The sequence below is a fragment of the Roseinatronobacter thiooxidans genome, from assembly GCF_001870675.1.
GTDB classification, from domain to species: Bacteria; Pseudomonadota; Alphaproteobacteria; order Rhodobacterales; family Rhodobacteraceae; genus Roseinatronobacter; species Roseinatronobacter thiooxidans.
The window spans coordinates 17,642-28,787 of sequence record NZ_MEHT01000024.1 but is presented as its reverse complement, the minus strand read 5'-3'; the positions used below and the strand labels follow the sequence as shown (position 1 = coordinate 28,787).

Sequence of the window (11,146 nt, the reverse complement as noted above, 5' to 3'; positions counted from 1 at the left end):
CCTGAGCTTCAGCGAATGGGCGAGCGTCTTCGGCGACGCAAAGATGACCACCGCCTTGCTCGATCGCCTCACCCATCGCTGCCACATTTTGGAGACTGGCAACGACAGCTATCGCTTCAAGGCAAGCTCCGAAACCGCGAAAAAGAAACGGAGGGAAACACCAGCATTGACGCCAGAATGACACGCAGAACATAATAACTGGGTGGGTCAGATCTCGGTGACAATGCCGGGTCAGTTCTCAGTGACAATCAACATTGCGGCGGAAACACCGCGCGCGCGCGAGGCCATCGCGCAGAGCCGGACGCTGAAAGGGACCGGTGCGGCTGGTGTGGCGACCGTCGGTGCCGCAGGTGTCGAGGTCGCGCAGGAGGTTCTGGCCGAGGCGCAAGGTGCTGTCCTACCGCTGGTGCCGTATCTGGACACACTGCGCTGGCTGTTCATCGCGCTGGCGCTGGGCGGGATCGCGGTGGCCGTCTGGGCGCGGGTGGATGACTGGAAGAAGGGCCTGCGCTGATGTGGGCAAGCCTTGCGGTCGGGCTGATGGCCCGGCCATGGGCGCGGCGGGTGGCAGCCACCGCCCTCGTCGCGCTCACCATCACCCTGTTCATCGTCAACCTTCGCCGCCAGGGCGAGCGCGCCGGCCGCGCCGCTGAACGGCTTGAAACTCTGGAGCGCGCACATGATATTCAACGTCAGATGCTGGACGCCGCCTCCCGTCGCCCTCGCAGCCGTGACGATCTTCTTGACCGCCTGCGCGGGGGTAAGTTCTGACACGGTGCCCAGCGTGCGTATTCCGGCGCATCCGCCCACCCATTCCGACAACATGCGCCCACCTATTCCGGGGTATTCGCCCACCTGTGACGCGTTGCCGTGAGGCAGCGTGTTTTGGTTATCACTCCTGACGGGTTTCGTCACTCATTTTGGTGATGGTTTTGCGCATGGACTGACCCTCGAGTTCGAGACGGTAGGCGTTGTGAACGATGCGATCGAGGATGGCATCGGCGAATGTGGGTTCGCCGATGACGTCATGCCATGCTTTGATGGGCAGTTGGCTGGTGATCATTGTTGATCCTCGACCATAGCGCTCTTCCACGATCTCCATGAGATCACGGCGTTGAGTTGACGTCAGCCTGTCTGGTCCCCAGTCATCGAGGATCAGCAGCTGGACCTTCGTGATGTTGCGAAACAAGCGGGGGAAATGTCCGTCACCGTGGGACAGTTCCAATTCCTCAAAGAGGCGTGGCATTCGCTTGTAGACCACAGTCACGCCGTCACGACAGGCTGCCTGAGCCAGTGCGCACCCAAGCCAGGTTTTGCCGACGCCGCAGGGACCAGTGATGATCAGATTACGCTTGTCGGTGATCCATCTGCCGGAGAGCAGGCTTTGGAACAGCGCTTTGTCGAGGCCACGGCGTGCGCGGTAATCAACATCTTCTGGGCTGGCGCCAACATGGCGCAGCCTGGCAGTACGCATGCGAGCCTCAAACCTCTTTGTTTCCCGGCTTGCGACCTCGCGATCAACGAGCAGGCCAAGCCATTCAGCATGGCCGAGATCGGCAGCTGCATCCTGCATCTGCAGTTCGGCAAAGGCTTCGGGCATGCCGTCCAGCCTGAGGGCTTTGAGGTGATGAAGGGTTGGATGGTCGAGCATTGTGTTCCTTTCAATGGAAGTAATCGGCGCCACGGATATTGGGGTGGGTGATGGCAGGCTCGTCCGTGGCACGGGTGCGGGGCCTGCTCTCAAGCCCATTCTTGAGAATGGACAGGAGTGACGAATAGGATCTGGCGTTGATCTCGAGCGCACGGCTACAGGCCGCATCAAGTCGGTCGCGGCCGAACTTGTCGGCCAGCCGGATCACCCCAAGGCAGGTGCGATAGCCCTGTTCCGGGTGCTTACGGCTACGCATGGCGACCTCGACGAAGCTGGCCACGTTTGGCCCAACGCGGGCAGCGCGTGCTGTGATGCGGTCTGGCGTCCAGTCATCGCGGAATTGGTGATGCGCTGGCATATGGTCGCGCAGCGTCGAATGCTTCCCGTTGCTGGACGTCCTCACATGAGAGGCGACACGCTGCCCGACATGGAAGACCTCAATGGTGCGGTCTGTGATCCGCGCCCACAGCTCCCTCTTCAGTAGCTGATAGGGCACGGAGTAATAGTGCTTGTCGATTGCGACGTGGTAATCGAGCCCGGCCCGGCACTTCTTCCATTCAGCATAAACATAAGGGGCTACTGGCAGCAGCTTCAGCGCTGGTTTGTCCAGCTGTTCAAAAATCTGTCTGCGGTTGGCACCCAGATGACGGGAGAGCTTGTCATTGAGCCTGTCAAGCAGCGGTCTGATGGCTGCGTTCACCTCGGCAAGACTGAAGAACTGGTGGTTGCGCAGCCGTGCCAATATCCAGCGCTCAGCCAAGAGCACGCCGCCTTCTGCCTTCGCCTTATCTTTGGGCTTATATGGCCTGGCCGGTACAACGGCCGTGTCGTAATGCGCAGCCATATCTGCGTAGGTTCGGTTGATCGCGGGGTCGTAAAAGCACGCCTTGGTAACCCCGGCCTTCAGGTTGTCAGAGACGATCTGGGCGGTCACACCGCCGAAGAAGTTCAATGCGCGGACATGACTTGCGATCCAGTCAGGCAGAGATTGCGTCCAGGTCGCCTCGACAAATGTATAGTTTGACGCCCCAAGGACCGCCACGAACACCTGCGCCGTGCGCACTTCACCTGTCTGCGGGTCAATCACATCGATCGTGCGTCCGGCGTAATCGACAAACAGCCGCTCACCCGCAGGATGACGCTGCCGCATCACAGGCGACAGCTTGCCTTCCCAGCGTGTGTACAACTCGCAAAACCGCGAATAGCCATATCCATCAGGATGGTTAGCCCGGTATTCTTCCCACAGCAGCGACAACGTCATGCCCTTGCGGCGCAACTCGCGGTGAATGTAAGGCCAATCAGGTTGCGCCTCGATCCGCTGGGTATTCTGATAAGCACGGTGGAACAGGCAGCGCTCAAGGTCAGTGTCGGACATGTCCGCCGGTAGTGGCCAGGCCAGACCCAACTCAGTGGCGCGATCGAGGTAACCCCGCAGGGTTGTTCGACCAATCGCAAGGCTCGCAGCGATCTGACGGGTCGAAAGCCCCTCAGCTGATAGCCGCAAAACATCTCGTATCTTTCGCATCGGCAATCTCTTCATCGGGCTTCCTTCGTGCCAAAAAGGCGGAAGGTAGCCGGTTACAGATTGCCTCGCAGCAGCATGTCACAGGGGTGGGCGGATACTCCGGAATCCGTGGGCGGATAAAATCGGAACAAGTGGGCGCATCAAATCGGAATCGGTGGGCGCATCACCCCGGAATACGCAGCCCAGCGCCTGCCCGCCGGTGGTCGAGTACAGCATGGCCGAGCAGGCGCGAGTGGCAGACGAACTGGCGGCGCTGCCGCAAGGCACCGTGATTGCTGAATGGCTGGCGGATTATGCGGTGCTCCGCGAGCAGACGCGGCCCTGTCGGTGAGCGACGGGTATCAGCGCGAAACGAAGCTGTCTCAAGCGCTTCAACGTTCCCGCAAATTGTCGAGGTAAATCCGCACAGCGTCTTGCACATGCCGGAAACGGTCGCCACCCAGATGCTTGCCGCCAAACCATCTCGTAACGACGACGACATGATCGTGCAGCCCTTCGCGCTCCAGCATCCGCAAGATTACCATCCCTGCCCCGGCCTCGCCATCATCGCTCTTAATCGGGGCGTCAGCGGTCAACAAAGCCCAGCTGTTATGGGTCGCCTTGGCGAATTTCTTCTTCCGGAAAAGCGCCTTGATGAAGGATTTTGCCTCTTCCTCGGATAGGCAGGGCCCGCCCGAGACTGCATATTTCGACCCACGGTCGCGGATGATGTCATCGAGGATCAGCATAGGTCCGGCTTAGCCCCCGCAACTCGCGGTGGCAAGGCAACGACATCTTCAAGCGTTTCCTGGCCTTAGCCCAGTCGACCAAACGATCCCAGCTGGCAACATTTCGGCGCCCAGCTACCCTTTACTGTCAGTCGGCTTCGGCGCCAAGCAGCGTCGCAGATACACCGAACCGGTCGCAGAGAACGATCGCAGCGCCTTCTAAGAGATGCTAGTGTCTCGAGGCAGGATCCCCTTGGTCCACACCATCAGCCAACTGCTACGAGGAACTTGCGTCAATGCAGCGAATCTCAAGTTACAGGTGCAAACTTTGCAAGAACTGAAGACAGCGAAATATTGTCTTCAGAGCCACCCGAGAGATCAATCGTTGCCTCGATCCGCTCGAGATGAACCTTCATTAAGGCGCGCGCCTTTTCCTTATCACGCTGACGCAATGCCTCGAGGATCGCTCGGTGATCGTTGGAACCACAACAATCTGACGACTTGATCTCGTAGAGCGCAGCCACCAGCGTCAGGCGCGCAACGAGGTTTTGAAGGATATCCACATAGACCGTGTTCCCGGACGCACGTGCAAGCTCGATGTGGAAATTTCCCGAAATCCGGCGTTTTGCAGCGGGGTCGTGGCTGCCGTGAACAGCATCTTCCTCAAGCGTCAGACCTTGAAGCCGGTCCATTTCGTCTTCGGAAAGCTCGACCACCGCGCGGTCCACAATCGCCAGTTCCATTGCCAGTCGTGCTTCCAGCAAGTGTCGGGCTTCTTCTATGCTCGGGGTTGCGACAAAGGCCCCCCGATTTCGCTTTCGGTCAATGACTCGCTCGCGCTCCAGTATCGCAATGGCACCACGCGCAACCGTTCGACTGACACCGAAATGACTGGCGATAACATCATCCAGTATCTTGGTTCCTGGCTTCAGAGCCCCCTCGGCGATGGCGAGGCACAGGGCAGAACAAATCCGTTCAGTAACATCTGCGGATAATTTGTCGTCAATCATTGCGCCAATCTTTCCGATTCTATGGATAGCTGCCTCTAGATGCGCGAATCCGGTCCAGCTGGCAACAAGATCAGTCGTATCCGATTCAAGAGCGATGAATTTCTATGCAGTGGAGATCAGTTTTGGATCATTTGAAAGCATGAGAGAAATTTTACGCGCAAATATTGTCGTCACTATTTGCGCAAATATTCGCGCTTCGTCTACGCATGGCGAAACAAGCCACAGTGAGGCAAGTCTTGACGCTCCTTTCACGATCAGAAGTTCCGGCAGCGCAGGCGCAAGATCGAGCGCCGCTCCAGAACACGGATAGCGCCACCGCACCCGTGTCCTTGTCACAAGCTGGCTTGGTCCTGCGTCGGATCTCGCATTCCTTTTCTGGCACCCCTGCCTTGCGCGATGTCGGCTTCGACGTAGGTGCGGGTCAGGTGGTTGCCCTGCTTGGCCCGAGTGGCTGCGGCAAATCCACTTTGCTTCGCGCCATCGCAGGCTTGCTGGTGCCGGATCGGGGCGAGATTTTCTTGGATGGTCAGAACCTTATGTCCATCCCGGCACGCAAGCGCTCTATTGGCATGGTGTTCCAGAACTACGCGCTTTTCCCACATCTGACAGTTGCGGAAAACGTGGCCTATGGCCTGATCAGCCACAGGCGGCCAAGGGCGGAAGTCAATGCGCGCGTGTCCGAGATGCTGCGCCTTGTCCGGCTTGAGGATTATGCCCGACGCTTGCCAAGAGAACTGTCTGGTGGACAGCAGCAGCGCGTCGCGGTCGCCCGTGCGCTTGCTGTCTCACCTGCGGCATTGCTGCTGGATGAACCTTTCGGCGCACTGGATCGCGCCTTGCGCACCGAATTGCAGGACGAATTCGTGCGCATGCAGGCCGATGTCGGCATCACCACGATCATGGTTACTCACGACCAGGAAGAGGCGCAGACTGTCGCCGACACGCTTGTCGTCATGAATGCAGGGCGTGTAGAGCAGGTCGGCTCCCCGGAAGATATCTACGACCGACCGGCATCGCTGTTCGTCAATCGATTCATGGGGCACGCGAATTGTTTCTCCGCAAAAGTGACAGGCGCGCATACGGCCGCCCTCGCCGCTGGCCCGACCGTGACGTCTGCGCGTGGGTTTGCCTTCCGCCCCGGTTCTGATGTCATTCTGACAGCGCGGCCTGAGCATGTCCGGCTGGTCGCACAAAATGACGCCGGGGCCATCTCCGCAAAGTGGGTCAGAGCGGCGCCCCTTGCTCACATGCTGAGCGTCGATCTGATCACACCGGATGGCACGCTCATCAAGGCACTGGTCAACCGCCATGATGGCCCGCGATACGCGCCGGGCGATGCCGTCGGCATACTGCTCGACACGCAGAATCTGCATGTTTTCCCCGCCGCCTCGAAAACCTGACCTCCTGAGCATAGATGAAAGGAACCGACATGACCCTACGCCTGAACCGCCGCAACTTTGTGCTGGGATCGACCACACTTCTGGCCGCCCCCTTCATTCCGAAACTCGCCCGCGCATCAAATTCAATCGTTGCCGCCGCCTTTCCGGGTACATGGGAGGACGCATTCCGCTCCATCGTGGCCCCGATTGCGGCGCAGTCCGGGGTCGATGTGACCATCGCCCCTGCTCTTGCGCAGGATCAGGTGGGTCGGATGATGGCCAGTGCAGGATCGCCCCCATATGACGCTCTGCTTGTCTCGCCTGGCCAGACAGCGATGCTGGAAGAGGCCGGACTGATCGAGGAGATCGACCCGTCTCGCCTTGAGAACTGGGATTTGCTGATCGAAAGCGCAAAGACACCGTTTGGGCCTCATGTAACAGTTGAAGTGAATGGCATCGCCTATAACCCAGAAACCGTTCCGACCCCGAGCGGCTATCTGGACCTGTTCGAGAACCCGGCTTTTGAGGGTCGTGCTGCCTGGATCGGTTTCGGTTCCAACACGGCGACGATGGCGTGGGTCGAGCTTGCCAAGCTCCTCGGCGGAGGTGCCGATAACATGCAGCCGGTCTTTGACCTGCTGGCTGAGAAAATCGACTGGATCGGCGCGATCGCCAATAGTGGCAATGCGCAGCAAACCATGTATCAGCAGGGTGAGATTGATGTCTTCATGGCCTCGACCGGGAATGTCGCGCGACTTCGGTCACTTGGCCTGCCCTGCAATTTCGCTCATCCGCAAAGCGGCTCGCCCGCGATCCCTGTCGCCATTCACATGACCAAAGGCGCATCAAACCCTGATGCGGTCTATGCGTATATGGATGCGGCCATTTCGACCGCAGCGCAAAGCCAGTTGGCCGAACCACCTACAGGCTATGTGCCCACCAATTCCGAAGTGCCCTTCACTGACCTGATCCGCGAATTCGTGACACCAGAGACGCTGGCCAACGCCGTCTATCCCGATTGGGCCGCGATCAACCGCAATCGCGCCGAATGGACAGCGGAGTTTGACCGCGTCGTGGCACTGTAAGGGGCCTCTGAAATGCTCAGGCAAGGTGGCACGGCCTTCATCCTGCCGATGATGGTCATGATGGTGCTGTGTTTTCTCGCGCCGCTCGGGGTGCTGGCGGTGGCCAGCATCACCGGGCCGGATGGGCAGGTCTCACTTGCGAATTACCGCCAGTTTCTGGATGACAGTTTCGCGGTGGGCGTGCTCTGGAACACCATTTTCCTTGGCCTCAAGGTGGTGGCGGCGGTCACTTTGCTGGGCGTGCCGATTGCGCTGATGTATTGGCACGCGGGTCCGCGCTGGCGCACACTCATCCTGATCGCCACCTTGCTGCCAATGCTGACAAGCAATGTCGTGCGCACCTTCGCGTGGATCGTCATTCTGGGCCGCAACGGGCCGATCAGCCAGTCGATGGTGGAACTGGGCCTGTCGCCGCGCCCGTTTTCGCTGCTGTTCACGGAAACCGGGCTGATCATGGCGCTGACCCAGATCGAGTTGCCGCTTCTGGTGCTTCCGATCATCGCGGTTTTGGCAACAGCGGATCGCCGCCTTGTCGATGCGGCCGAAATGCTGGGTGCTGCGCGCTGGCGCTGCTTTCTGACTGTGCTGCTGCCGATGATGACGCCCGCAATCTTCGCGGGCTGGGTGCTGGTCTTTGCCAGCGCAACCACATCTTTCGTCACCCATTCAGTTATCGGCGGGGCACGTCTGATCTACATGCCGCAATTTGTCTATCGCGAAGTGGGCATCCTGTTTCAATGGCCGATGGCGGCGGCGATTTCCTTTCTTCTGCTGGTATCGACCGGTGCGGTGATGATCGCGCTGACGCTGCTGGCCCGCCACCGGAGGCTTGCAGCCTGTGCGTGATCTGCGTGAACGACTTCTGGATGCCAGTTATTGGCTGTTTGTTCTGGGCTTTGGCGGCTTTGCGCTGTTCTACATGATTGCCCCGATCGGGATCGCCGTGCTGATGTCCTTTACCGACGGGGCAACCCTGCGCTTTCCGCCACAAGGTTACAGCCTTCGCTGGTATCGCGCGCTGATTGACCCCATGCAGTCGTCGCAAATCCACATTGCGGCCTGGAACTCACTGAGTATCGCGGCATGGACGACGCTGGGCGCGGCGCTTGTGGCCGCCCCTGCCGCCTACGGGTTGTCGCGGATGCGCGCGCGCTCTGCCACGGCGCTAGAGCCGGTCCTGCTGTCGCCTCTGGTACTGCCAAGCCTTGTCTATGCTCTGGCCGCATTGCTGGTGATCAGCAATCTTGGCCTCAGCCCTGCCTATGGGTTCGTGGTCGCTGGGCATATCGTCGTCTTTGCGCCCTTGATGTATCGCACATCACTGGCTGTCGCCCAGCAGATTGATCCCAGTCTGGCCGAAGCCTCGACCACGCTGGGCGCCGGGCGGGTGCGCACCTTCGCGCGCGTGACCATGCCCGCACTTGTGCCAGGCGTCTTGGCTGGCGGGTTCCTGGTGTTCATGCAGTCGATGGACAATGTCTCCGTCACCCTGTTCCTTGCCGATCCGCGCACCACGGTGCTGCCGCTGCGCATGTTCGCCATGATCGAGGAATCCCTTGATGCGCGGGTTGGCGCCATCTCCGGCCTGCTGATCGCGGCAACCATCCTGACCTTGATCATCGTTCAGCGGCTGGTGCCGTTCGTGCGTAGACGTTGATCCTGACAATTCCCCACAGAAAGACAGAAGACATGACCCAGATACACCGACCGGATCGCACAGGATCTGTCGAGGCACTGCTCGCCGATTTCGAACCCGATTTCGACTTCATCCCGGCCCCCCCGCTGCCGGAAGCGGAATTTGCAGAGCGCTTGCGCCGTATCCGGCGCGAGGCTGTTCTCGCAGGACATGATGCGCTTGTCATCCATACCGATATGGTCGGCTGGTTTCACACATCCAATGCCTATCTGCGCTATGTCTGTGACTGGATGCGCGAAGGCGTGCTGATCATCCCCACCGACAGCGACAAACCACTAACCCTTGTTTCCTTCTTCACCCAATCAGTGATCCTGCCACCGGGCGGTGAGCCCCTGCTGGTCGAGCGCATCCTTCAAGTCGGCGCGATTGGCCGCGAATATGCCGATATTCCTGGCTCATCGCTGCAAAAGACCTTCGAGGGCGCTGCATCTTTGCTACAAGAGGCAGGCTTCGCGCGCGGCAGCATCGGGCTGATCGGCGACCGGACATCGGAACCTTTTTTCACGGGCTTGCGCGCGCTTTTGCCATCGGCGGCGTTTCAATCCGAGAATGGCATCATTGACCGTATGCAGCGCCTGCGCAGCCCGGCAGAGGTGGCTTTGCAGCGCACGGCCTGCCAGTTGATCGACATCGGCATTCAGGCGGCCCATCATGTCACACGCCTTGGCGTAACCGACCGAGAGATCTATGCAGCCTTCACTCTGGCCCAACTTGCGCGCGGCGGCGAAACCGGTGACGGCTATCAGATCGGGATCAACGAATATGGCACCCACTGCGGCAAGCCCTACGGACGACATGTCCGGGATGGCGACCTGATCAACCTCTACATCTCGAACGTGACCTATCAAGGTTACACCGCCCAGACCGCGCGGATGATTGCAGTCGGCGAAATCACAGAACGGCAGGAAAAGGTCATCCGCGCCTGTGTCGATGGCGTCAAAGCCGCCGAAAAGCTTATCCGCCCCGGTGCCCTGATCAGCGAGGTGAACAATGCCGCTTTCGAGCCGATGATTGCGGCAGGTTTGCTGGACAGCCCCCATGCGCGCACGATGCCCTATAACTGGAGCATGGCCCCCGATGGCGGCATGCGCGAGATCGTCCGTCAATATGTGCCCGACCCGGATTGGGAGGCACAGGGGCGGCGTCTCATGCATGTCTATCCGGCAACCTATGGTCCGCATAACCCTAATCTGGGCCATTCCGTCGGGCTTGCAGGCGCGCAGAACGCCTATAACGTGTCATCGCATAATTTCGACCGGCTGGAGGAAGGCATGGTTTTTGTGCTGCACACCCAATGGCTGGAGCCACAATCGGCAGGCTGCAATGTTGGCGATTGCTACGTCGTGACCTCGGACGGATTTGAAAACCTTAGCTGCCATACACCGCTGGATCTGCGCCGTATTCCGGCAAGGGGCGCAGCATGACGCATCAGCATTTCGATTTCGCTGAGCTGTCGCCCAAGGAGCGCTACAAGCTGCTGATCGGGTCCGTGATCCCGCGACCGATTGCACTGGTCACGACCATGGGGCGCGACGGCAGGGCGAATGCAGGTCCGTTCAGTTTTTTCAACGTGCTCACGCATGACCCGGCCGTGGTGGCGCTTGGGGTCGAGAATTACGACGACATGCGCTTCAAGAACACAGCCCGCAACATCCGCGAGACAGAGGAGTTCACAGTGCATATCTGTGACTCCGCATTGGTGGACCAGATGGAAATCTGCGCCATCAAGTTTGGTCCGGATGTGGATGAACTGGCCGAAGCTGGTCTGGAAACGGTTCCCGGATTGCACGTCCGCACACCGCGTATCCTTGCCGCTCCGGCCGCGCTTGAATGCCGCCGCCTGATGGGGCTGGAAGTGGGGCCAGCGCGCGAAATCATACTCGGGCGTGTTGAAGGCGTGTTCATCCGCGAAGCGCTCGTGGATCCAGACACCATGTATATTGATCAAGTGGGCATGGATGCAATCGGCCGACTGGGCGGTCATCTCTATGCGCGGCAACGCGATCAGTTCGAGGTTGTGACAAAGACTGTTGAAGAGTGGTCGAAGGCCCGTTTCCGGCCGTCAGTAGAGTGACCGACCAGACAAGAACAAA

12 protein-coding genes and 1 pseudogene are annotated in these 11,146 nt (G+C 59.6%); 9 read left to right on the top strand and 4 right to left on the bottom strand.

Translation table 11 applies throughout. The features are described 5' to 3' along the window. The 3 genes and pseudogenes from BG455_RS16925 to BG455_RS11415 all read left to right on the top strand — a co-directional run. A partial coding sequence (locus BG455_RS16925) for an ATP-binding protein (RefSeq protein WP_177190881.1) occupies window positions 1-181 on the top strand: 181 nt, incomplete at its 5' end. A 75-nt stretch (window positions 182-256) separates the two neighbouring features. After that, a pseudogene (locus BG455_RS11420) lies at window positions 257-514 on the top strand (YcbK family protein); the annotation flags it as partial. Beyond that, window positions 514-771, top strand: coding sequence for a hypothetical protein (locus BG455_RS11415; protein ID WP_071470139.1), 258 nt, complete (start codon window positions 514-516; stop codon window positions 769-771). The pseudogene BG455_RS11420 and the gene BG455_RS11415, both read left to right, overlap by 1 nt. A 121-nt stretch (window positions 772-892) precedes the next feature. Here the strand turns inward: BG455_RS11415 and istB are convergent, their stop codons facing one another. The 4 genes from istB to BG455_RS11390 form a co-directional block, all read right to left on the bottom strand. After that, entirely contained in the window at window positions 893-1,651 is a 759-nt protein-coding gene (gene istB / locus BG455_RS11410; protein ID WP_071470138.1) for an IS21-like element helper ATPase IstB, read from the bottom strand. Between the two features lie 10 nt (window positions 1,652-1,661). Further along, entirely contained in the window at window positions 1,662-3,191 is a 1,530-nt protein-coding gene (gene istA, locus BG455_RS11405; protein WP_071470137.1) for an IS21 family transposase, read from the bottom strand. Window positions 3,192-3,547: 356 nt separating this feature from the next. Further along, on the bottom strand, window positions 3,548-3,904 hold the full coding sequence (locus tag BG455_RS11395) for a YigZ family protein (RefSeq protein WP_071470135.1): 357 nt from the start codon (window positions 3,902-3,904) through the stop codon (window positions 3,548-3,550). Between the two features lie 287 nt (window positions 3,905-4,191). Beyond that, complete coding sequence (locus BG455_RS11390) at window positions 4,192-4,893, bottom strand: GntR family transcriptional regulator (protein ID WP_071470134.1); 702 nt, start codon at window positions 4,891-4,893, stop codon at window positions 4,192-4,194. Window positions 4,894-5,237: 344 nt separating this feature from the next. Here BG455_RS11390 and BG455_RS11385 point away from each other — a divergent pair, with 344 nt between their 5' ends. Genes BG455_RS11385 through BG455_RS11360 form a run of 6 tightly spaced genes read left to right on the top strand, consistent with a single transcriptional unit; the run spans window position 5,238 to window position 11,127 of the window. Next, window positions 5,238-6,293, top strand: a complete 1,056-nt coding sequence (locus BG455_RS11385; protein ID WP_218147537.1) for an ABC transporter ATP-binding protein — start codon at window positions 5,238-5,240, stop codon at window positions 6,291-6,293. Between the two features lie 29 nt (window positions 6,294-6,322). Continuing rightward, window positions 6,323-7,357, top strand: a complete 1,035-nt coding sequence (locus BG455_RS11380; RefSeq protein WP_111361428.1) for an extracellular solute-binding protein — start codon at window positions 6,323-6,325, stop codon at window positions 7,355-7,357. A gap of 12 nt (window positions 7,358-7,369) precedes the next feature. Then, window positions 7,370-8,203, top strand: coding sequence for an ABC transporter permease (locus tag BG455_RS11375; RefSeq protein WP_071470131.1), 834 nt, complete (start codon window positions 7,370-7,372; stop codon window positions 8,201-8,203). After that, a complete protein-coding gene (locus tag BG455_RS11370) occupies window positions 8,196-9,014 on the top strand; it encodes an ABC transporter permease (RefSeq protein WP_071470130.1) in 819 nt (272 codons plus the stop codon). Before BG455_RS11375 ends, BG455_RS11370 begins: the two co-directional genes overlap by 8 nt. A 32-nt stretch (window positions 9,015-9,046) precedes the next feature. Next, complete coding sequence (locus BG455_RS11365; RefSeq protein WP_071470129.1) at window positions 9,047-10,477, top strand: M24 family metallopeptidase; 1,431 nt, start codon at window positions 9,047-9,049, stop codon at window positions 10,475-10,477. Continuing rightward, window positions 10,474-11,127: a flavin reductase family protein gene (locus BG455_RS11360; RefSeq protein ID WP_071470128.1), complete on the top strand. Its 654-nt coding sequence runs from the start codon at window positions 10,474-10,476 to the stop codon at window positions 11,125-11,127. Before BG455_RS11365 ends, BG455_RS11360 begins: the two co-directional genes overlap by 4 nt. Window positions 11,128-11,146 lie beyond the last annotated feature (19 nt).

Excerpts from the sequence above, each read along its gene's own strand:
- istA (WP_071470137.1), bottom strand. The coding sequence starts at position 3,191 with ATGAAGAGATTGCCGATGCGAAAGATACGAGATGTTTTGCGGCTATCA.
- BG455_RS11360 (WP_071470128.1), top strand. The coding sequence starts at position 10,474 with ATGACGCATCAGCATTTCGATTTCGCTGAGCTGTCGCCCAAGGAGCGC.
- BG455_RS11395 (WP_071470135.1), bottom strand. The coding sequence starts at position 3,904 with ATGCTGATCCTCGATGACATCATCCGCGACCGTGGGTCGAAATATGCA.
- BG455_RS11390 (WP_071470134.1), bottom strand. The coding sequence starts at position 4,893 with ATGATTGACGACAAATTATCCGCAGATGTTACTGAACGGATTTGTTCT.
- BG455_RS11415 (WP_071470139.1), top strand. The coding sequence starts at position 514 with ATGTGGGCAAGCCTTGCGGTCGGGCTGATGGCCCGGCCATGGGCGCGG.
- BG455_RS11365 (WP_071470129.1), top strand. The coding sequence starts at position 9,047 with ATGACCCAGATACACCGACCGGATCGCACAGGATCTGTCGAGGCACTG.
- BG455_RS11375 (WP_071470131.1), top strand. The coding sequence starts at position 7,370 with ATGCTCAGGCAAGGTGGCACGGCCTTCATCCTGCCGATGATGGTCATG.
- BG455_RS11380 (WP_111361428.1), top strand. The coding sequence starts at position 6,323 with ATGACCCTACGCCTGAACCGCCGCAACTTTGTGCTGGGATCGACCACA.
- istB (WP_071470138.1), bottom strand. The coding sequence starts at position 1,651 with ATGCTCGACCATCCAACCCTTCATCACCTCAAAGCCCTCAGGCTGGAC.